The organism is Streptomyces angustmyceticus (assembly GCF_040701845.1).
Taxonomy (GTDB): domain Bacteria; phylum Actinomycetota; class Actinomycetes; order Streptomycetales; family Streptomycetaceae; genus Streptomyces; species Streptomyces angustmyceticus_A.
The window spans coordinates 465,244-485,735 of record NZ_JBFBHQ010000005.1; the positions used below are offsets into that span (position 1 = coordinate 465,244).

Sequence of the window (20,492 nt, forward strand, 5' to 3'; positions counted from 1 at the left end):
CGGTGGGATCGGCAAGCACAGGGGTATGCAGGTGGCAGGCGCAAGGCAGGACGTGAAGGATGCTCGCCGGATCGTGGTGAAGGTCGGCTCGTCCTCGCTGACCACGGCCGCCGGGGGACTGGACGCGGACCGTGTGGACGCGCTGGTGGACGTGCTGGCCAAGCACCAGGACAAGGAGATCGTGCTGGTCTCCTCCGGAGCCATCGCGGCCGGCCTGGCCCCCCTGGGGCTCGAACGGCGCCCCCGCGACCTGGCCCGGCAGCAGGCCGCCGCCAGCGTCGGCCAGGGCCTGCTGGTCGCCCGCTACACCGCGTCCTTCGCCCGCTACGGCCGCCGGGTCGGCCAGGTCCTGCTGACCTCCGACGACACCAGCCGCCGGGCCCACTACCGCAACGCCTACCGGACCCTCGACCAGCTGCTGGCCATGGGCGCCGTGCCGGTCGTCAACGAGAACGACACCGTCGCCACCGACGAGATCCGGTTCGGCGACAACGACCGCCTGGCGGCCCTGGTCGCCCACCTCGTCCGCGCCGACCTGCTGATCCTGCTCTCGGACGTGGACGGCCTCTACGACGGCGACCCGTCCGCCCCCGGCACCTCCCGGATAGCGGAGGTGCGCGGGCCCGGGGACCTGGAGGGCGTCTCCATCGGCAGCGCGGGCAAGGCCGGTGTCGGCACCGGCGGCATGGTCACCAAGGTCGAGGCGGCCCGGATCGCGGCCGCGGCCGGCATCCCGGTCGTCCTGACCTCCGCCGTGCACGCCGCCGAGGCGCTGGCCGGCGGCTCGACCGGCACCCACTTCCTGCGCACCGGACGCCGCTCCGCCGACCGGCTGCTGTGGCTCGCGCACGCCTCCACGCCGCGCGGCGCCCTGGTCCTGGACGACGGGGCCGTGCGGGCCGTCGTCGAACGGCGCTCCTCCCTGCTGCCGGCCGGCATCGCCTCCGTCGACGGCGAGTTCTCCGCCGGTGACCCGGTCGAGCTGCGGGACGCCGAAGGCCGCGCGGTCGCCCGGGGCCTCGTCAATTTCGATGCCAGGGAAATCCCCCGATTGATGGGGCGTTCGACCCGCGATCTCGCCCGTGAGCTGGGCCCCGCCTACGAGCGGGAGGTCGTGCACCGCGACGATCTGGTGCTGCTGCACCCCTGACGGCACCCGCCGGCCGACCGTCGTCACGTTCCGTGCACACCCGCCACCGCGCGGTGCGGAGACCAGCCTTTCCGTACAGACCTTGGTGAAAACGCCCCCGCGACGGGCCGCGGGCTGGTCAACTTTGTTGCGGGGGCGCCGTGGGGAGCGGCGCCCGCAGCGCGCGAGCGCACCCGCCGACGTACGACGGCTCCGCACCCCCGGGGGCGGAGCGATTCTCATCACAGGAGGCCGCCGGTGAGACGAGGGCGCCCAGGGGCGCTGCCCCGAGGGACGGCGGAGCGCGCACTGACCAGCGTCGGCACCGGCGAGGACACCGTCCGGCCGGACGACCGCGGTGCCCGGCCGGACGGGACGGCACGGCACGGCCCGGAGGGCGGGCGCCGCGAGACCTCCCGGCTGTGGCACATCACCCTCAGCGTCTCGGGCGCCGAGTCCCCGCTGAAGGAGGTCCGGCGGGCGCTGGAACAGCTCGCCCACGACCATCCCTTCCTGCTGACCAGCCGCTACGCCAACGACCACGCCGAGATCCGCTACTGGGAGGAGGCCCGGGACCTGCACGACGCCGCGGCGGTCGCGCTGCGGCTGTGGGGCGAGCACCGCTCGACGGCCAAGCTGCCGCCGTGGGAGATCGTCGGCCTGGAGGTCATCGACCGCGAGACGTACCACCAGCGCGTCGCGGAGGGTTACGGTCCGCCACCGGCCTCACCGGTCGGCGTCCATCCCTTCTGACCCGCGGTCGTCCGCGTCCCGCGCTGTGAGATACCGCGTGGCCGCGGCCCGCCGCCCCGTTAGGCTGCGGCCATGACCAGCAGCGCATCGCACACCTCGCCCGTCCTCGAGACCGCCCGCCGCGCGCGGGAGGCCGCCGCCGTCCTGGCGCCGCTGCCGCGTACGGCCCGTGACGCAGCGCTGCTCGCCATCGCCGACGCCCTGGTGGAGCGGACCGGGGAGCTGGTCGCCGCCAACGCCGAGGACATCGCCAGGGCGCGGGCCGCGGGCACCGCCGAGTCGATCGTGGACCGGCTCACCCTCACCCCCGAGCGGATCGCGGCCATCGCCGCCGACGTCCGCCAGGTCGTGGCGCTGCCCGACCCGGTCGGCGAGGTGGTGCGCGGCTCGACCCTGCCCAACGGCCTCGACCTGCGGCAGGTCCGGGTCCCGCTCGGTGTGATCGGCATCATCTACGAGGCCCGGCCGAACGTGACGGTGGACGCCGCCGCGCTGTGCCTGAAGTCCGGCAACGCGGTGCTGCTGCGCGGCTCGTCCTCCGCCTACGCCTCCAACAGCGCCCTGGTGGAGGTGCTGCGCGACGCCGTCCAGAGCGCCGGGCTGCCCGCCGACGCGGTGCAGCTGGTGCCCGGCGAGAGCCGCGACTCGGTGCGCGAGCTGATGCGCGCCCGCGGCCTGGTCGATGTGCTGATCCCGCGCGGCGGCGCGTCCCTGATCCGTACGGTCGTCGAGGATTCCACGGTCCCGGTGATCGAGACCGGCACCGGCAACTGCCACGTCTACGTCGACGAGGCCGCCGACCTCGACATGGCCGTCGACATCCTGGTCAACTCCAAGGCCCAGCGGCCCAGCGTCTGCAACTCCGCCGAAACGGTCCTGGTGCACGCCGGGATCGCCGAGAAGTTCCTGCCGCGCGCCCTGGAGGCGCTGACCCAGGCCGGCGTGATCGTGCACGGCGACGCCGCCTGGCAGCAGGCCGGCCCCGGGCTGGTCGCCCCCGCCACCGACGAGGACTGGGCGACGGAGTACCTCTCCTACGACATCGCGGCCGCCGTGGTGCCCGACCTGGACGCGGCGGTGGCGCACATCCGCCGCTGGACCTCCGGCCACACCGAGGCGATCGTCACCACGTCCCAGGCCGCCGCCCGCCGCTTCACCCAGTTGGTGGATTCCACCACCGTCGCGGTCAACGCCTCCACCCGCTTCACCGACGGCGGCCAGTTCGGCTTCGGCGCGGAGATCGGCATCTCGACGCAGAAGCTGCACGCCCGCGGCCCGATGGGACTGCCGGAGCTGACCTCCACCAAGTACATCCTCACGGGCGACGGCCACACCCGCTGAAGCGTCCCCCGGATTCCCCGTTCTCCCTGCCCAAATCGACGGCCCGGGGCTAACCTGGACGGGTGCCGGACGACGTGGGGGGCAAGCCGTTCCCGGACGGTGAAGAGCCCGACGAGCACCACCACGGGAGCCACGGAAACGCGGACGAAGAATTCGCCTCCGTGGTCTTCGACGAGGAATTCGTCCGGTCCGCGCAGATCCACGAGCCCTCGGCGGTCGAGCGCATGCTGGCCGCCGCCGAGGCGCGGGCCGAGGCCGAGGCGGCCCGCTCCGGGCCCGGCTTCGGCCCCGAGGGCGACGACCCCGACGAGCCCGGGTTCCGCGGCCACCGCCGCGCCCGCGGGGACGCCTACGACGGGTACACCGACTACGCCGAGTACGACGACGGCGAGCTCGGCGACTACCCGCCCTACGGCCCGTACGGCCCCTACGGCGGCGCGCTGCGGCCCTACCGCAGCAGCACCCGCTGGCACCGCCCGGTCGCCTGGGTGCTGGCCGTGGTGATGGGCATCGGGCTGGTCGCGCTGGCCTTCAGCGCCGTCTACCGCGGCTCCTCGGGGCGGAACCAGAGCCCGGCACCGGCGCCCACGTCCAGCGGCGTGGACGCCCCCACCACCAGCGGGGTGGACAGCGTCCGCACGGCGCGCCCCGGCCTGCCGTCGCTGCCGTCGGCCGAGCCCCTGCGCCCGTCGTTCTCGGCGGTGCCCAGGCCGGACTGACGGCGTGGCGCCGTGCCCGCAAAACGGGATTTCGAAACGCGATCCCGCGGCAAAGTTGCCCGCCGCCCCGGCGTTTACCTTCGCCCCGGCCGACCTACTCTTGTTGTATGACCGGGCCTGGTGACCCTCCCGAAGGGACGCCCAACGGCGCCCCGGGAGGTGGTGAGGACGAGTACCGATCCGTCGTCTTCGACGAATCGTTCGTCCGGGCTGCGCGACTACAGGAGTTCTCCGCCGACGAGCGGCTGGGCGAGCACCACTCGCCGGCCGTCCGGACCCGGCACGCGTGGATGCGGCTGGGCGGCTCCCGGCAGGCCGTCCTGCTGGTGCTGCTGATCGTGCTCGCCTTCGGCACCGCCGTCTACATGGGCATCCGCCACCCCTACAAGACCCCGGAGACCGTCCGGGCGCAGCCGCTGCGGTCCGCGGTGGTGCCGCTCGCGCCGTCCGGGGCGGTACCGGGCGCAAAGCCCGCCGACCTCTTCGCCCACAGCCCCGCGGCCAACTACCGGATCGGTGCCGCGGGCATCAACCTGCCCGCCGTCGTCCGCACCGAGCACTTCTCCGACGGCCAGATCGTCTCCGCCCTGACCATCGCGAAGGACTACATCGTGCGGTCCTCGCTGGACCCGGGCACCCTCACCGGCGGGTCCGTACGGCCGGTACGGCTGCTGCTCGACACCGGCCAACTCGACCAGTTCGACCGCAGCCTGGCGCGTCCCGACGACAACGGCCACGACGCGGCGACCGGGTGGCTGGTCCGCTTCGACCCGAAGCAGACCCGGCTCGCCGACCGGAGCGTACGGGTCAACGGCACGCTCGCCGCTTCGGAGTTGAGCCCGGACGCGCTCGACGTGACCGCCGACTACACCTTCGTCTACGCCGTCCGGCCCGCCCCCGGCGCGCCGGGCACCGGCCCGGGCCAGGGGGTCGGCAAGCCCACCCCGGGCGCCGCCTCGCTGGTCACCGTCCGGCGCGAGGTGCACTTCCGGCTGAGCCGGGAGAACCTCAACGACCACCGCCTGGAGGTCGTGCAGAGCAGCCTGCAGGCCGGGCCGCTGGCCTGCTCCTCGCGGCCCGCCGACGCGCTGCGCCCGCTGTTCGCGGGACAGCACGCCGGCCAGGACCGCCCCAGGGGCACCGACCCCTACGCCAGGGACCGCGCCAACCCCTCGCTCTGCGGTGAGCTGGCGTCCTCCGCCCAGCCGAAGCCGAGCCACCCGCTGCGTTAGGAGTCCTCCGGACGGCCGGTGCCGCCGGTGCCGTTGCTGCCCGGGCCGTCGGGGCGGCCGCCGCCGCGGAAGACCGTGTCGCGCAGCTTGCCGCCCAGGTCGCCCGCACCGCCCGCGATGTCGCGCACCAGGCCCATCAGCGGGTCCTTGCTGTTGCGCACCGAGTCGGCGTAGTGGGCCGCGGAGTCCCGGAACGAGTCGGAGACCGAGGTGTCCTTGTCCTCGTCCCGCCGCGGGTAGTGGCCGTCCATGATCCGCTGGTAGTCGCGGCTGGCCGCCCACTTCTTCAGCTCGGCCGCCCGCACGGTCGTGAACGGGTGGCTGCGCGGCAGCAGGTTGAGGATCTTCAGCACGGAGTCGCGCAGATCGCCGCCCGCCTCGTACTCGTCGGCCTGCTTCAAGAAGGCGTCGACGTTCATCTCGTGCAGGTGGTTGCCGCCGGCCAGCTTCATCAGCCCGCGCATCGAGGCCTGCAGGTCCTGCCCGACGAGCAGCCCGGCGCGGTCCGCCGACAGCTCCGACTTGCGGAACCATTCGCGCAGCGCGGTCACGATCGCCATGATCGCGACGTTGCCCAGCGGGATCCAGGCGACCTTCATCGCCAGGTTCGTCAGGAACAGCAGGATCGTGCGGTAGACGGCGTGCCCGGACAGCGCATGGCCGACCTCGTGGCCGATGACCGCCCGCATCTCCTCCTCGTCGAGCAGCTCGACCAGGCCGGTCGTCACCACGATGATCGGCTCGTCCAGACCGATGCACATGGCGTTGGGCTGCGGGTCCTGGTTGACGTACATCGGCGGGACCTTCTCCAGGTCCAGGATGTAGCAGGCGTCGCGCAGCATGTCGTAGAGGTGCGCGAACTGCTGCTCGCCCACCCGCACCGAGTCCGACAGGAACAGCAGCCGCAGGCTGCGCTCCGGAAGCAGGCCGCTGAGCGTCTTGAAGACGGTGTCGAACCCGCTCAGCTTGCGCAGCGCCACCAGCGCCGAGCGGTCCGCCGGGTGTTCGTACGACCGCGACGAGATGCCGGGGAACCGCCGCCGGTCCCGGCTCGGTACGTTCGCGCTGCCGCCTGGGCTCTCCGTCATTGGGGCCTCCCCCTGTTCGACTGCGTGTGATTCAGACTAGAGGACGCCACCGACAGGAGATTGGATGCTCGGGCGTACGCTGGCGATCGCACCGATGACCGCACAGACCCGCCCGGATCACCGCGCGGGCCGTACCCGAGGGAGCGCACCGTCATGCCGTATCCGAGCGTGCTGCTCGCCGCAGCCCAGGAGACCGCCAGGGACGGCGGACCCGGATGGATCCTGCGCACCGTGATCATTGCCGGCGTCGTGGGCGCCGCCCTGCTCGCCTGGTTCCTGCTGCGCGGCTACGGCCAGGACTGAGGCCGCGAGGCCTCTTCCGGGGCGCGGGGACGGAGTCGGCGTGAGCCCGGGGTGAGGCGGCGCTTACGATGTGGTGGAAGTCTCTGCCCGCCCCAGCCCGGATTGGTCCTGCTGACGATGAGCCTGCACACCACCGCACAGTCCCTGGTTTCCCTCGCCGCCGAGCCCGGACACGAGGGCGGTCACGCCAGCCTGAGCCCCTTCGTGACCGGCGGCGGCGCCCTGTTTGTCCTGATCCTCCTGCTCTGGATCACGACCCGTTTCAACCGGGACCGCTGAGCCCCGGCACCCGGCCCCCGGCATCACGCGGCGCCCAGTAGGGTCTGCACGCATGGGAGAGCACACAGGGCCCGTGAAGCGGCGACTCGGAGTGATGGGCGGGACGTTCGACCCGATCCACCACGGACACCTGGTCGCCGCCAGCGAGGTGGCCAGCCAGTTCCACCTCGACGAGGTCGTCTTCGTGCCGACGGGACAGCCGTGGCAGAAGAGCCACAAGCAGGTGTCCCCGGCCGAGGACCGGTATCTGATGACGGTCATCGCGACCGCGTCGAACCCGCAGTTCTCCGTCAGCCGGATCGACATCGACCGCGGCGGCAAGACGTACACGATAGACACGCTGCGTGACCTTCGTGCGGAGCACAGTGACGCGGATCTGTTCTTCATCACCGGCGCCGATGCGCTCAGCCAGATCCTGACCTGGCACGACGCCGCGGAGCTGGTCTCGCTCGCCCACTTCATCGGGGTGACCCGGCCCGGCCACGTCCTCGCGGACCCCGGGCTGCCCGCGGGTGCGGTGTCCCTGATCGAGGTGCCGGCGCTGGCCATCTCCTCGACCGACTGCCGGGCGCGCGTCGCCCAGGGGGATCCGGTCTGGTACCTGGTGCCGGACGGTGTGGTGCGCTACATCGACAAAAAACAGCTGTACCGCAACGACCGCTGACGGGGCTGACGGAAAGGGGCACCGGTGAGCGACCGACACGATCCGTACGGGCCGCAGGACCCGTATGCCCACGACCCCTATGCCCAGGAGCAGCAGGGGCAGACGAGCTACACCTACGACGCCTACGGGCAGCCGGTGTACCGCGACGCCGCACAGCCGTCGTACGAGCAGCACTACGACGCCTACGGGCAGCAGCCCGCCCCGTCCGCCTACGAGGGCTACGACCCCTACGGCGGCCAACAGGGCGGCGGCCAGGCGGCGCAGGGGCAGCACGGGCACGGGACGTACCAGGGGCAGACGGAGTACGGCTACGACGCCTACGGCCGTCCCCAGGTGCAGGACCGCCACGGCCACCCCCAGCAGTACGACCCCTACGCCCGGCCCGAGCAGGCCCCCCAGCAGCAGCCGCACCAGCAGGAGTGGATCCCGCAGCAGGCCCAGCAGTCCCCGTACGAGCAGGCCTCCTACGCGGAACAGCCCCGCTACGACGAGCCCGCCCCGCAGCACGACGCGCAGCCCCGGCCGCCGGCCCAGCGCCGCGCCCCGGCGCAGGAGGGCGCGGAGCCGGCCGCGGCGGGCGGCCCGCCCGGTCCCCCCGGCGAGGGCGAGGAGTACCACACCGAGCAGTTCTCCTTCATCGAGGAGCCGGACGAGGACTCCGAAGACGTCATCGACTGGCTGAAGTTCACCGAGAGCCGCACCGAGCGGCGCGAGGAGGCCAAGCGGCGCGGCCGCAGCCGGATCGTCGCGCTGTCCGTCGTGCTGGCCCTGCTGGTCGCCGGCGGCGCGGGCTACCTGTGGTGGGCGGGCGAACTGCCCGGCCTGGCCGGCTCCGCCGCGGGCCCGGCGGCCGCCGCCGGCGGGCAGAAGCGCGACGTCCTCGTCGTCCACCTCCGGGACACCAAGACGGGCAGCAGCTCCACGGCGCTGCTGGTGGACAACGAGACCACCCACAAGGGCACCACCGTCCTCCTGCCCAACAGCCTGGTCGTCCCCAAGGACGACGGCAGCAGCACCACCCTCGGCAAGTCCGTCAAGGACGACGGCACCGAGCCGACCCGCGACTCCCTCAACAGCCTCCTGGGCGCCGATCTCAAGGCGAGCTGGCGGCTGGACACTCCGTACCTGGAGAACCTCGTCGAGACGGTGGGCGGGATCACGCTCGACACCGACGCCACCGTGCCCGGCGCCAAGAAGGGCGCCTCCCCGGTCGTCAAGCAGGGCAGGGCCCAGGACCTGGGCGGCCAGGCCGCCGTCGCCTACGCCACCTACCAGGCGCCGGGCGAGCCCCAGACCCGCCAGCTCCAGCGGTTCGGCCAGGTCATGCAGGCGACCCTGAAGAAGGTCTCCAGCGACGCCGACGGTGCCACCGCCACCGTGAAGTCGCTGCTGCAGGTGCTCGACCCGCCGCTCACCGAGGGCCAGCTGGGCAGCTCGCTGGCGCAGCGGGCGGAGCTGGCGAAGACCGGCGCGTACCGCACGGCGCTGCTGCCCGTACAGGCCAACGGCACGCTCAGCCAGGCCGCCGCGACCGGTGTGGTCAAGAACGTGCTCGGCGGCACGGTCAAGAAGACCGCTCCCGACGCGACCGCCCGGGTCGCCGTCCGCAACGCCACCGGCACCAAGGGCGCCACCGGCAAGGCGCAGGTCGCGCTGCTCAACGGCGGCTACAGCTTCGTCGACGCGGGCACCGCCGGCCCGGCCGCCGCGTCCAAGATCACCTACGCGGACGCCGCCCAGAAGGCCAAGGCCGCCGAGGTCGCCAAGACCCTGGGCCTGCCCGCGGGCGTGGTCGGGCAGGGCAAGGGCGCCTCGAACGCCGACATCACCGTGGTCCTGGGACAGGACTTCAAGGGCTGACGGGAGGCGCGCCCGGCCCCGTCGGTCCTGACCGGCGGGCCGGGCGCCCCTGTGCCCCCGCGCTGACCAGCCCGGACACCGGAACCGACCGGCTGGTTCGAAAACCCAGTCGGGAGTGTCGGTGGTCCGTGAGACCCTTGAGGGGTACTTGACCGCCGATCCGGTCGCCCATGGGGACCGCGGCCCGCGCCGCGGCTCAGCAGTGAGCCATGCCCCTGCCGCCGGAGAGGCTGCCCTCGACCCGGAAAGCCGCTTGTGACCGCCACGGACCGTTCCCTCGAGCTCATCAACGCCGCCGCGCAGGCCGCGGCCGACAAGCTCGCGCACGACATCATCGCGTACGACGTCAGCGACGTCCTCTCGATCACCGACGCCTTCCTGCTGGCCTCGGCGCCCAGCGACCGCCAGGTCAAGTCGATCGTCGACGAGATCGAGGAACGCCTCAACAAGGACCTCGGCGCCAAGCCGGTGCGCCGCGAGGGCGACCGCGAGGCCCGCTGGGTCCTGCTGGACTACGTCGACATCGTGGTGCACGTCCAGCACAGCGAGGAGCGGGTCTTCTACGCGCTCGAGCGCCTGTGGAAGGACTGCCCCGAGATCGACCTCCCCGAGGAGGCCAAGGCCACCCGCGGCAAGGCCGCCGAGCACGCCGAGGCCACGGCGGGCGAGCAGGACGGAGAGCTGCGCTGAACGGCACCAAGGGCGGCCGGGGCCGCCGCATCGTCCTCTGGCGCCACGGCCAGACGGCGTGGAACCTGGAGCGCCGCTTCCAGGGCTCGACGGACATCGAGCTGACCGAGGAGGGCCGCGGCCAGGCGCGCCGCGCCGCCCGGCTGCTCGCCGCCCTGCGGCCGGACGTCATCATCGCCTCCGACCTGCAGCGGGCCGCGACCACCGCGAGCGAGCTGGCCGCGCTCACCCGCCTGGAGGTCACGCACGACGCGGCCCTGCGGGAGACCTACGCGGGCTCCTGGCAGGGGCTGACGCACGACGAGATCCTCGCGCAGTACGGCGAGCAGTACACCGCCTGGAAGCGCGGTGAGCCGGTACGGCGCGGTGGCGGCGAACTGGAGACCGAGGTCGCCGACCGGGCCGCACCCGTCGTCCTCAACCACGCCGACAAGCTGCCCGACGACGGCACCCTGGTCGTCGTCAGCCACGGCGGCACCATCCGCACCACCATCGGGCGGCTGCTCGGCCTGGAGGCCCACCACTGGGAGGGCCTGGGCGGCCTGTCGAACTGCTGCTGGTCCGTGCTGGGCGAGGGCGCCCGGGGCTGGCGCCTGCTGGAGCACAACGCCGGCACCCTGCCGGAGCCGGTGCTCGGCGACGACGACTGACCCCGTCGGACCGCCCCGGCCGACCCGGATTTCACATCCGGGCAGGTCGCAGGCTAAAGTTCTTCTTGTTCGCGGCGCCGCCGGGGGAAACCCGGGGGAGCGGAACAAGACCCGGGGCTATAGCTCAGTTGGTAGAGCGCCTGCATGGCATGCAGGAGGTCAGGAGTTCAATTCTCCTTAGCTCCACAACCCGGAAGATCCCGCCTCCAGACGGAGGCGGGATCTTTGCGTAGGACGCGATCTCCGTCTCCGTGGCCGAGCGCTGCCGGTGTGGTGCCCGGCCTCCGTACGGGCCGGGCCGTGCGCCCCGGTCCGCGCGAGACCGCCCCGTGCCGCCGTCTCCGGCCGTGTCTCCCGTGCGGCGATGTCATGGGGGAGGCGGCGTGGGGCTGCCGAGGACCGTGCCGCGGCACGACGTCCTCGGCAACGGCCGTCACAGGAGGATGCCGCCCCCGCGGGGCGCCGGACCGCCCGCCAACGCCGCGGCGCAAAAGTCCCGTTGGCAGGGCGCATGGGAGGCTTGCCGCGATGGCGAGAAGGCGGACCTGACCCGGTCCGTGGTCCGTGGCAGAATCGGACGGCGCCGGCAGGGGAGGAGACAACGCGATGCCCACGAGCATCCTCGAGGAGGTCAACGACCTGCTCGAAGTGGCCGAGGCGCAAGGTGATGACTGGCTTCCGGAGTACGCGCTCCGCTTCACCTGCCCCGTTGATGCTCCCCTCCCCCTGGCCGCCGGCGACGACGGTGCTGCGCTGCAGTGCCCGTCCTGCGGCTCCTCCCATGTGGCACAGGTGCTGGGGGACCACGGGGGCATCTCCTTCGTTTGTACGGCCTGCGGCCACAGTTGGAGCTGATGGATGGGCGCCCACAGCAGGAAATGCGACTGGTGCGGCAGCGGTACGCCGATCGTCCGCGACATGGAACCGCTCAACACCGACTACCAGTACTGGTGCGAGGAATGCGCCCGCGCCCTGGTCATAAAGGGCGACCCCATCGAGACCTACCGGGAGCTCGACGGGGAGCCGATCTACGGACGGCTGCTGGACGAACACTGCACGCTGAAGCGGTTCTACTCGTTCGCCACGGCCTGAGCGGGACCCGCCCCGGCGAAGGCGGCGGCAGCCAGGACGCGGCGGAACTTCCCCAGTCGCGGGCGGCGTTGGAACCGGGGGCTCGACGGCCGCCACGTCCTTGTCACTCCGCCGCCCGGGCGGACGGTTCCGCACCCCCGCCGGCAGCGGCCGTCCGGGGCCCGTTGCCCTTTTCCGGCCGTCTGCCGTGCCGCCACAGCCGGGCGCCGGTGAGTGCCAGCAGGGCCAGGCCGGCGAGCGGATAGACGTCGGAGAGCAGCATCTGGACGCCGTTCTGGTGCAGTTCCTCGTGGCGGTGCCAGCGGTGCGGCACCCACCACAGCGCGAAGGAACCGAAGCACAGGCCCAGTGCGAGGGTCGCCGCCCACCAGCGGCGGGCGGCGGGGCCGGTCCGGCGCAGCGCCTCGGAGCCGAGCAGGATCAGCGTCGGCACGCCCCACACCCAGTGGTGGGACCAGGAGATCGGACTGACCAGGAGGGCGGTGGCCGCGCAGGCGACGGCCGCCCAGGCGCGGTGCCCGTGCAGCAGCGACCGGACCGCCAGCGTCAGGCCGAGGGCCGCGGCCAGGGCGGCGGCCACGATCCAGACGAGGCCGGGGTCGTGGGTGTGCAGCAGCCGGGCGAGGGCGCCGCGCAGCGACTGGTTCGCGGTGATCTCCACCTCGCCGACCCGGTCGGCGGCGAAGACGGTCCCGGTCCAGAAGCGGTGCGAGTCGCGCGGCAGCACCAGCGCGGCGAGGAGGGCGGTGGCCAGGAAGGCGGCGGTGGCGACGCAGGCCTGCCGCAGCCAGGGGTTCCAGGCGCCGCGCGGGCCCGCGCCGGAGCGGAGCAGCCGCCCGGCCCGGACGGCCCCGGCCAGCGCGAGGAACACGGCGAACAGCGCCGGGGTGAGCTTGAGGCCGGCCGCGATGCCGATGCCGAGGCCCGCGAGCCGCCGGCTGTCCTTGCGGGTCAGGTCCCACAGGACGAGGGCGGCGAGCAGCAGGTTGATCTGGCCGTAGCGCAGCGTCGTCCACACCGGCTCGCACCACACCAGCAGCGCCGAGAGCGCCAGCGTGGCCGCCGGTCCGGGGAGCCGCCGGGGCCGGCCCACCAGGCGCAGCGAGAGGTGGACGACGGCGAGGAGCAGCAGGAGGTTGCCGGCGGTGGCGAGGGTGCGCATCGCCGGCACGCCGAGGAGGGTGAGCGGGGTGAACAGCAGCGCGGCGAAGGGCGGGTAGGTGTTGGGCAGGTGCGCCGAGGTCGCCACCATGTCGTAGAGGGACCCGCCGTTGCGGACGGTGAGGCCCTCGGCGCGGTAGACCATGAGGTCGAGCATCGTCACATGGGCGAGGCGCTGCACGATCCAGAAGGCAGTGAACGAGACCAGGCAGGCGAGCGCCGCCGCGCGGGTGGGGTGCCGGCGGAGGATGCCCAGGCCGGAGCGGGTGCCGCGGGGGTCGGTGGGCGCTTCCAGCTCCAGCGCGGTCACGGCGTACGGCTCCCCAGGACGAATCGGGCACGGCGTGCCGACAGTACCGCGGGTCGCGCCGAGGGGCCCGGGCAGACGATTTGGCAGAAGCCGGGGAGGTCCGTGTAATGTAGGCGATGCCGCAGCGGGGAACCGGGGCGGGCAACAGAATACGGGGCTATAGCTCAGTTGGTAGAGCGCCTGCATGGCATGCAGGAGGTCAGGAGTTCAATTCTCCTTAGCTCCACAGTGAACAGAGCGGGTCGTCCGATACGGACGGCCCGCTTTGTCGTGCACCTCCGGGAGTCGGCCGGCCTGGGGCTCCGGCCTCGGCGGGAGTTCTGCCCGTATTGCGCTGATATCCGGTCAGTGGGGCGTCCGTTATGGCGAGTTGGGTGTTCGCTCCCTGCCGGTTTCTGGTTCCTCCTTGCCATTCCTTGGGCTCTTCTTGGTGATCGCATGTCCCTGACATGAACGGTTCACCGAAAGAGTGGCGCATCGCGTGAACGTCACATCCCGCGCATTCACCGCGTGTGCGGTGCCGTGCGCGTGCGCCCCGGCGCAGCGCGGCACCCCGCAGCACACCGCATCGCCACAGCAGGGGGTTACATGAGATCGAGCCGCACCAGATCACTGCGCGCCCGCGCCGGTCTGGCCTGGGCAGCGACGCTGCCGCTGGTCGCCGGCGCGCTCGCGCTCGGCGCGCCCGCCGCCGACGCCGCGGGTCACGACGGCGGACGGCACGCGCTGCAGGGCACCAAGCCCCTGTGGGCCACCCGGCAGGCCGACCAGGGCGACACCTCCGCCTCCGCGGCCGTCACCGCCCGCATCTACCTGGCCGGCCGCGACGCCAAGGGGCTCGCCGCCTACGCCGGGGCCGTGTCGGACCCGCACTCCGCCGCGTACGGGAAGTACCTGAGCCCCGCCCAGGTGCGTGCCCGCTTCGGCGCCACGCACGATCAGATAGCCAAGGTGACCGACTGGCTGAAGAAGTCCGGCCTGACGGTCACCGGCACCACCAACCGGTATGTCACGGTCCACGGCGACGCGGCCGCCGCCGAGCGGGCCTTCGCCACCGACCTGCACAACTACCGCAAGAGTGGGCACATCTACCACGCCCCGTCGACCACCGCCTCCGCGCCCGCCCCGCTGGCCGACGCGGTACTGACGGTCACCGGCCTGAACAACGCGCCGCGGCGCGCCAAGCACCACTCCAGCGAACTGCCGCCGCCGGAGGGGGTCTTCCGCAACTCCGGCCCGTTCTCGTCGTACTACGGCTCCAGGACCGACAAGAAGCTGCCGTCCGCCTACGGGGGCAAGGCGCCGTACGCGATCAAGGGCTACACCGGCAAGCAGCTGCGCGCCGCCTACGGGGCGAAGAAGTGGACCGGCAAGCACGTCACCGTGGCGATCACCGACGCCTACGCGTCGCCGACCATCGCCCGGGACGCGGACAAGTACGCCGCGCGCAACGGTGACCCCCGCTACCGCCGCGGCCAGCTCTCCCAGGTGCTGCCCAAGGACTACACGCACATCGAGGACTGCGGCGCGGCCGGCTGGTACGGCGAGGAGACCCTCGACGTCGAGGCCGTCCACGCGGTCGCCCCCGACTCCGACATCGTCTACGTCGGCGGCGCCTCCTGCATGGACGACGACCTGCTCGACTCGCTCGGCAAGGTCGTCGACGGGCACCTCGCCGACATCGTCTCCAACTCCTGGGGCGACATCGAGGCGAACGAGACCCCGGACGTGGCCGCCGCCTACGACCAGCTCTTCCAGCAGGGCGCGGTGCAGGGCATCGGCTTCTACTTCTCCTCGGGCGACAACGGCGACGAGGTCGCCAACACCGGCACCAAGCAGGTCGACACCCCGGCGAACTCCGCCTGGGTGACCGCGGTCGGCGGCACCTCCCTGGCCGTCGGCAAGCACGACGCGTACCAGTGGGAGACCGGCTGGGGCACCCTGAAGGCGCCGCTCTCCAAGGACGGCAACGACTGGACCGGCTTCCCCGGTGCCTTCAACGGCGGCGCCGGCGGCGGCACCAGCAAGTCCGTCGCGCAGCCCTTCTACCAGCGCGGCATCGTTCCGGACGGGCTGGCGAAGGCGAACGGCGGCGGCGCGATGCGCACCGTCCCGGACATCGCCGCGGTCGCCGACCCCAACACCGGCTTCCTCGTCGGCCAGACCCAGACCCTGCCCGACGGCAAGCTCGGCTACGACGAGTACCGCATCGGCGGCACCTCGCTGGCCGCGCCGGTGATCGCGGGCGTCCAGGCGCTCGCCCAGCAGGCCCGGCACGGCGTCGCCATCGGCTTCGCCAACCCCGGCATCTACCAGCGCTACGGCACCGCCGCCTACCACGACGTGACCGACCACCCGCTGGGCGCCGGCCGTGACCTGGCCGTCGTCCGCGTCGACTACGTCAACGGCGCCGACGGCAGCAAGGGCACCACGACCTCGCTGCGCGGCCTGGGCAAGGACAGCTCGCTGCACGCGGGCGTCGGCTACGACGACGTCACCGGCGTGGGCTCGCCGGGCGCCGGATATGTGAGCTCCTACCGCCCCTGACACCGGGGCGCGGCACCGCCTCCCCGTACCGCCCGTGACCCGGTGGGGCGGCGGCAGGGGCAAGGGGCCACGGGGGCGGGGCCCGCGTCGGGGGAATCCTCGGCGCGGGCCTCGTACGCCCTGCGGTACCCTGACGCCATGCGTGCCGTACGCCTTCTGCTTAGCGGGCCGCGCTGATCAGTGCCGACGGATCACAGATCCCGTCGGAATCGGCGCGGCGTCCCCTCCTGTGCGAGGGGCCTTTTTGTTTCCGGCGTGCCGGATTGTGGCGCGTTTCCGCAGGCAGAGACGATCGATGGAGCTTTGAGGACGATGAGCGAGACGACCACTGCTGCCGAGGTGGCAGCGCCGCACCGCTATACGGCCGCGCTGGCCGCCGACATCGAGGCACGCTGGCAGGACTTCTGGGAGACCGACGGGACCTATGAGGCCCCGAACCCCGGTGGCACGCTGGCCGGCGACGCCGCGGTGGCGGCCCGCCCCAAGAAGTTCATCATGGACATGTTCCCGTACCCGTCGGGTGCGGGCCTGCACGTCGGCCACCCCCTGGGGTTCATCGCCACCGACGTCTACGCCCGCCACCAGCGCATGACGGGCCACAACGTCCTGCACACCCTGGGCTTCGACGCCTTCGGGCTGCCCGCCGAGCAGTACGCGGTCCAGACCGGCACCCACCCGCGGGTCTCCACCGAGGCCAACATCGTGAACATGCGGCGCCAGCTGCGCCGCCTGGGCCTGGGCCACGACCAGCGCCGTTCGGTCGAGACGATCGACCCGGCGTACTACAAGTGGACCCAGTGGATCTTCCTGCAGATCTTCAACTCCTGGTACGACCCGGAGGCGGACGCGGCCCGCCCGATCGACACCCTGGTCGCCCAGTTCGAGGCCGGCACCCGCCCCACCCCGGACGGCCGGGACTGGAGCGCCCTGAGCCCCATCGAGCGCGCCAACATCCTGGGCGAGTACCGCCTGGCGTACGCCTCCGACGCGCCGGTCAACTGGTGCCCCGGCCTGGGCACCGTACTGGCCAACGAGGAGGTCACCGCCGACGGCCGCTCCGAGCGCGGCAACTACCCGGTCTTCAAGGCCAAGCTGCGCCAGTGGAACATGCGCATCACCGCCTACGCCGACCGGCTGCTGAACGACCTGGACGCGCTGGACTGGCCGGAGGCCATCAAGCTGCAGCAGCGCAACTGGATCGGCCGCTCCGAGGGCGCCCGCGTCGACTTCCCGGTGGGCGACGAGAAGATCACCGTCTTCACCACCCGCCAGGACACCCTGTTCGGCGCGACGTACATGGTGCTGGCGCCCGAGCACCCGCTGGTCGCCGGCGCCGAGAACGGCAGCGGAACCGGCCCGGTCGTCCCCGACGCCTGGCCCGAGGGCACCCACGACGTGTGGACCGGCGGGCACGCCACCCCGGCCGACGCCGTCGCCGCCTACCGCAAGCAGGCCGCCTCCAAGTCGGACGTCGAGCGGCAGGCCGAGGCCAAGGACAAGACCGGTGTCTTCACCGGCGCCTTCGCGACCAACCCGGTCAGCGGCGAGCAGGTCCCGGTCTTCATCGCCGACTACGTCCTGATGGGCTACGGCACCGGCGCGATCATGGCCGTGCCCGCGCACGACAGCCGTGACTTCGCCTTCGCCCGCGCCTTCGAGCTGCCCATGCGCTGTGTGGTCGAGCCGTCGGACGACCGCGGCACCGACCCGTCCACCTGGGACGACGCCTTCGCCTCGTACGACGCCAAGATCGTCAACTCGTCGAGCGCGGCGGTTTCGCTGGACGGCCTGGACGTGACCGGCGCCAAGGCGCGGATCACCGACTGGCTGGCCGCCGAGGGCATCGGCGAGGGCACCGTCAACTTCCGGCTGCGCGACTGGCTGTTCAGCCGGCAGCGCTACTGGGGCGAGCCGTTCCCGATCGTCTACGACGAGGACGGCGTGGCCCACGCGCTGCCCGCGTCGATGCTGCCGCTGGAGCTGCCCGAGGTCGAGGACTACTCGCCGCGCACCTTCGACCCGGACGACGCCGACACCCAGCCGGAGACCCCGCTGTCCCGCAACGAGGACTGGGTCCACGTCGACCTGGACCTGGGCGACGGCAACGGCATCAAGCGCTACCGCCGCGAGACCAACACCATGCCCAACTGGGCGGGTTCGTGCTGGTACGAGATGCGCTACCTGGACCCGGGCAACGCCGACGCGCTGGTCGCCCCGGAGATCGAGCAGTACTGGATGGGCCCGCGCGAGGGTCAGCCGGCCGGCGGCGTCGACCTGTACGTGGGCGGCGCGGAGCACGCGGTGCTGCACCTGCTGTACGCCCGCTTCTGGTCCAAGGTGCTGCACGACCTGGGCCACGTCTCGTCCTCCGAGCCGTTCCACAAGCTGTACAACCAGGGCATGATCCAGGCCTTCGTCTACCGGGACAGCCGCGGCATCGCCGTCCCGGCCGCCGAGGTCGAGGAGCGCGACGGCGGCTACTACTACCAGGGCGAGAAGGTCAGCCGCGTCCTGGGCAAGATGGGCAAGTCCCTGAAGAACGCCGTCACCCCCGACGAGATCTGCGCGGAGTACGGCGCGGACACCCTGCGCCTGTACGAGATGGCGATGGGCCCGCTGGACGTGTCGCGGCCGTGGGACACCCGGGCCGTCGTCGGCCAGTACCGCCTGCTGCAGCGCCTGTGGCGCAATGTCGTCGACGAGGCGACCGGCGAGGTCACCGTCGTCGACACCGAGCCGGACGAGGCCACCCTGCGGGCCCTGCACAAGGCGATCGACGGCGTCACCCAGGACCTGGCGAACCTGCGCTTCAACACCGCCATCGCCAAGGTGACCGAGCTGAACAACCACCTGACCAAGACGGGCGGCCCCGTCGCGCGCACGGTCGCGGAGCGGCTGGTGCTGCTGATCGCCCCGCTGGCGCCGCACATCGCCGAGGAGCTGTGGCGCAAGCTGGGCCACACGGAGACCGTGGTGCACGCGGACTTCCCGGTGGCCGACCCGGCGTATGTCGTCGACGAGACCGTGACCTGCGTCGTGCAGATCAAGGGCAAGGTCAAGGCGCGCCTGGAGGTCGCCCCGTCGATCTCCGACGCCGACCTGGAGGCGACGGCGCTGGCCGAGCCCGCGGTGGTCGCGGCGCTGGACGGCGCGGGCATCCGGAAGGTCATCGTCCGTGCGCCGAAGCTGGTGAACATCGTTCCGGCTTAGGACGGTGTGGGGCGCCTCGGCGAGTAGGCGAGTGGGGCGGCCTGGGGCTGCGTAGAGCGGCTGGGGGTTGTTCCTCGCCGGGTGATCCCGGGTCCGGTGGGCCCGGGACCACCGGACCCGTCGGAGGCGGATCGGCCAGGTGGTCGGGGCGCTCTCGGGCCGGGTGGCCCGGCACGGGTCCCGGCCGGGCGGTCGGGAGCGCCTCTCGATCCGGGCGACCCCAGGCCCGGCGGCCGGGCGGTTCCGGTCCTGGTGGTCGGGGCCGCTCTTGCGCCATGGGTGGTTTCCCCTAAGGGCAGGTTGGGGGTTCGTTCGGAACCCGTGACCTGCCCCGGCCGTTTACCGTGGAGGTACAGGGCGCGGGCGAGACAACCGGCGCCGCCGACACGTCTGGGGAGAGCCCATGGAAGCCGCTGCCGCCATCCTCGGGCTGCTGTTTGTGCTGTTCGTCCTGGCAGGGGTGTTCGTCACGGTCAAGGCGGTGAAGGCGGCCAAACGCGGCGTCGACCGCACGGTCGCCCAGGCCCGCAGAACCGTCGAGGACACCGGCCTGCGCGCCCGGCAGTTGGCCCAGCCCGGTGTGGTCGGCGAACTCGCGCAGCTGCGGCTCTCGCTGCGTACGTCCATGCGCGCCACCCAGGACGTGCTCCACGGCGGCTCCGCCGACGATGCCTCCCTCAGCGAGGCGATCGGGCTCTTCGAGCGCCTGAGCGCTCATGGCCATGAGCTCGACGACGAACTGAAGCGGCTCGAACGCGAGCCCGACCGGGCCACCATCGCCGCCCGCCTCCCGGAGCTCCGGGAGCGTCTGGAACGGATCACGCATTCCGCGGAGTCGCTGCGCTGGGCCGCCCGCGACCGCGCCCGCAAGTTCGCGGAAGACGACTTGGCGTCGCTGAGCGACCAGATCGACGTCGAATCGGGGGCGCTGCGCCACTGGACCCGGGTCGACGACGCCGCGGACCCGCTGCGGGAGCCCATGGGCCCGCCTGCGGGTGAGCAGTCAGGGGCGCGTGCCACGGGGGGCGCCCGGGACGCGGCCGGGGGCGGCCAGTCCGGCGGCCCGGCCTCCGAGGACCCGCCGGCGATCACCGCCCGGGACCCGCGCACCCAGCCGTCCTACCCGTGGCAGAAGGCGCCCCGGCGGACGGAGGGCACGCCCACATGACGCCGTAGGACTGCGGAGGAGGCGAGGGGTGGGTGGGGGCGGGGCGGGGCCCCGGGGAAGAGCAACGGCAACGGGGGAGAGGCGGCGAAGCCGAGACGGGTGATGCGGAGCCGTGCGAGCCGTGATGCGGAGCCGTGCGAGCCGTGATGCGGAGCCGGGCGAACGGTGATGCAGAGCCGGGCGACGTCAGCACGGGCCCGCGTATCCGGGAGTGGGGACGGACGGCGGCTTCCGGGGCCCTCTTGGCAGAGCCTTGGGGAAACCTGGAAGATCTTGGGGAGGGGCCCGCACTGTGC

General features: G+C 72.6%; 18 protein-coding genes and 2 tRNA genes. 18 read left to right on the forward strand and 2 right to left on the reverse strand.

Translation table 11 applies throughout. The features are described from left to right. The first annotated feature begins 25 nt into the window (after nucleotides 1-25). The 5 genes from proB (at nucleotide 26) to AB0411_RS15210 (ending at nucleotide 5,174) form a co-directional block, all read left to right on the forward strand. Nucleotides 26-1,150 (forward strand): glutamate 5-kinase, encoded by a 1,125-nt coding sequence (proB, locus tag AB0411_RS15190; protein ID WP_437042113.1) that lies wholly within the window; start codon nucleotides 26-28, stop codon nucleotides 1,148-1,150. A 237-nt stretch (nucleotides 1,151-1,387) separates the two neighbouring features. Then, a complete protein-coding gene (locus tag AB0411_RS15195; RefSeq protein ID WP_366417727.1) occupies nucleotides 1,388-1,882 on the forward strand; it encodes a hypothetical protein in 495 nt (164 codons plus the stop codon). A gap of 72 nt (nucleotides 1,883-1,954) precedes the next feature. Next, entirely contained in the window at nucleotides 1,955-3,223 is a 1,269-nt protein-coding gene (locus AB0411_RS15200; RefSeq protein WP_366417728.1) for a glutamate-5-semialdehyde dehydrogenase, read from the forward strand. Nucleotides 3,224-3,285: 62 nt separating this feature from the next. Further along, nucleotides 3,286-3,942 (forward strand): hypothetical protein, encoded by a 657-nt coding sequence (locus tag AB0411_RS15205; RefSeq protein WP_366417729.1) that lies wholly within the window; start codon nucleotides 3,286-3,288, stop codon nucleotides 3,940-3,942. A gap of 107 nt (nucleotides 3,943-4,049) precedes the next feature. Beyond that, a complete protein-coding gene (locus tag AB0411_RS15210) occupies nucleotides 4,050-5,174 on the forward strand; it encodes a hypothetical protein (RefSeq protein WP_366417730.1) in 1,125 nt (374 codons plus the stop codon). Here the strand turns inward: AB0411_RS15210 and AB0411_RS15215 are convergent. Further along, entirely contained in the window at nucleotides 5,171-6,262 is a 1,092-nt protein-coding gene (locus AB0411_RS15215; RefSeq protein WP_366417731.1) for a M48 family metallopeptidase, read from the reverse strand. The two genes, AB0411_RS15210 and AB0411_RS15215, sit on opposite strands and share 4 nt — an antisense overlap. Nucleotides 6,263-6,415: 153 nt before the next feature. Between AB0411_RS15215 and AB0411_RS15220 the strand changes: the two genes are divergently transcribed. The 9 genes from AB0411_RS15220 to AB0411_RS15260 all read left to right on the forward strand — a co-directional run bounded on the left by AB0411_RS15220 (nucleotide 6,416) and on the right by AB0411_RS15260 (nucleotide 11,800). Further along, nucleotides 6,416-6,565: a hypothetical protein gene (locus AB0411_RS15220; RefSeq protein ID WP_366417732.1), complete on the forward strand. Its 150-nt coding sequence runs from the start codon at nucleotides 6,416-6,418 to the stop codon at nucleotides 6,563-6,565. A gap of 117 nt (nucleotides 6,566-6,682) precedes the next feature. Then, nucleotides 6,683-6,844, forward strand: coding sequence for a hypothetical protein (locus AB0411_RS15225; protein WP_366417733.1), 162 nt, complete (start codon nucleotides 6,683-6,685; stop codon nucleotides 6,842-6,844). Between the two features lie 52 nt (nucleotides 6,845-6,896). Continuing rightward, complete coding sequence (nadD, locus tag AB0411_RS15230; protein ID WP_366417734.1) at nucleotides 6,897-7,508, forward strand: nicotinate-nucleotide adenylyltransferase; 612 nt, start codon at nucleotides 6,897-6,899, stop codon at nucleotides 7,506-7,508. A 24-nt stretch (nucleotides 7,509-7,532) separates the two neighbouring features. Then, entirely contained in the window at nucleotides 7,533-9,368 is a 1,836-nt protein-coding gene (locus AB0411_RS15235; RefSeq protein WP_366417735.1) for a LytR C-terminal domain-containing protein, read from the forward strand. A 255-nt stretch (nucleotides 9,369-9,623) separates the two neighbouring features. Beyond that, entirely contained in the window at nucleotides 9,624-10,058 is a 435-nt protein-coding gene (rsfS, locus tag AB0411_RS15240; protein ID WP_086718168.1) for a ribosome silencing factor, read from the forward strand. Then, on the forward strand, nucleotides 10,055-10,708 hold the full coding sequence (locus AB0411_RS15245) for a histidine phosphatase family protein (RefSeq protein ID WP_366417822.1): 654 nt from the start codon (nucleotides 10,055-10,057) through the stop codon (nucleotides 10,706-10,708). The genes rsfS and AB0411_RS15245 overlap by 4 nt, the downstream gene beginning before the upstream one ends. Nucleotides 10,709-10,821: 113 nt before the next feature. Further along, nucleotides 10,822-10,894: transfer RNA gene (locus AB0411_RS15250), tRNA-Ala, on the forward strand. Nucleotides 10,895-11,314: 420 nt separating this feature from the next. Continuing rightward, nucleotides 11,315-11,563, forward strand: coding sequence for a hypothetical protein (locus AB0411_RS15255; RefSeq protein ID WP_366417736.1), 249 nt, complete (start codon nucleotides 11,315-11,317; stop codon nucleotides 11,561-11,563). Between the two features lie 3 nt (nucleotides 11,564-11,566). Beyond that, entirely contained in the window at nucleotides 11,567-11,800 is a 234-nt protein-coding gene (locus tag AB0411_RS15260) for a hypothetical protein (protein WP_366417737.1), read from the forward strand. Nucleotides 11,801-11,903: 103 nt separating this feature from the next. On the opposite strand, the gene AB0411_RS15265 is transcribed toward AB0411_RS15260, so the two are convergent. Next, complete coding sequence (locus AB0411_RS15265) at nucleotides 11,904-13,271, reverse strand: glycosyltransferase 87 family protein (protein WP_366417738.1); 1,368 nt, start codon at nucleotides 13,269-13,271, stop codon at nucleotides 11,904-11,906. A gap of 153 nt (nucleotides 13,272-13,424) precedes the next feature. On the opposite strand from AB0411_RS15265, the gene AB0411_RS15270 reads away from it, so the two are divergent. From AB0411_RS15270 to AB0411_RS15285, 4 genes are all read left to right on the forward strand, one after another. Beyond that, nucleotides 13,425-13,497, forward strand: a tRNA-Ala gene (locus tag AB0411_RS15270). 362 nt (nucleotides 13,498-13,859) lie between these two features. Continuing rightward, complete coding sequence (locus tag AB0411_RS15275; protein WP_366417739.1) at nucleotides 13,860-15,818, forward strand: S53 family peptidase; 1,959 nt, start codon at nucleotides 13,860-13,862, stop codon at nucleotides 15,816-15,818. A gap of 312 nt (nucleotides 15,819-16,130) precedes the next feature. Further along, the gene (locus AB0411_RS15280) at nucleotides 16,131-19,028 is read left to right on the forward strand and encodes a leucine--tRNA ligase (RefSeq protein WP_366417740.1); all 2,898 of its coding nucleotides are present in this window, start codon (nucleotides 16,131-16,133) and stop codon (nucleotides 19,026-19,028) included. Between the two features lie 403 nt (nucleotides 19,029-19,431). Then, nucleotides 19,432-20,196: a hypothetical protein gene (locus AB0411_RS15285; RefSeq protein WP_366417741.1), complete on the forward strand. Its 765-nt coding sequence runs from the start codon at nucleotides 19,432-19,434 to the stop codon at nucleotides 20,194-20,196. Nucleotides 20,197-20,492: the final 296 nt, after the last annotated feature.

Bases quoted from the DNA above. Each gene is read 5' to 3' on its own strand.
- AB0411_RS15275 (WP_366417739.1), top strand. From the start codon at position 13,860: ATGAGATCGAGCCGCACCAGATCACTGCGCGCCCGCGCCGGTCTGGCC.
- proB (WP_437042113.1), top strand. From the start codon at position 26: ATGCAGGTGGCAGGCGCAAGGCAGGACGTGAAGGATGCTCGCCGGATC.
- nadD (WP_366417734.1), top strand. From the start codon at position 6,897: ATGGGAGAGCACACAGGGCCCGTGAAGCGGCGACTCGGAGTGATGGGC.
- AB0411_RS15285 (WP_366417741.1), top strand. From the start codon at position 19,432: ATGGAAGCCGCTGCCGCCATCCTCGGGCTGCTGTTTGTGCTGTTCGTC.
- AB0411_RS15225 (WP_366417733.1), top strand. From the start codon at position 6,683: ATGAGCCTGCACACCACCGCACAGTCCCTGGTTTCCCTCGCCGCCGAG.
- AB0411_RS15280 (WP_366417740.1), top strand. From the start codon at position 16,131: ATGAGCGAGACGACCACTGCTGCCGAGGTGGCAGCGCCGCACCGCTAT.
- AB0411_RS15255 (WP_366417736.1), top strand. From the start codon at position 11,315: ATGCCCACGAGCATCCTCGAGGAGGTCAACGACCTGCTCGAAGTGGCC.
- AB0411_RS15220 (WP_366417732.1), top strand. From the start codon at position 6,416: ATGCCGTATCCGAGCGTGCTGCTCGCCGCAGCCCAGGAGACCGCCAGG.
- AB0411_RS15200 (WP_366417728.1), top strand. From the start codon at position 1,955: ATGACCAGCAGCGCATCGCACACCTCGCCCGTCCTCGAGACCGCCCGC.
- AB0411_RS15210 (WP_366417730.1), top strand. From the start codon at position 4,050: ATGACCGGGCCTGGTGACCCTCCCGAAGGGACGCCCAACGGCGCCCCG.
- AB0411_RS15215 (WP_366417731.1), bottom strand. From the start codon at position 6,262: ATGACGGAGAGCCCAGGCGGCAGCGCGAACGTACCGAGCCGGGACCGG.
- AB0411_RS15260 (WP_366417737.1), top strand. From the start codon at position 11,567: ATGGGCGCCCACAGCAGGAAATGCGACTGGTGCGGCAGCGGTACGCCG.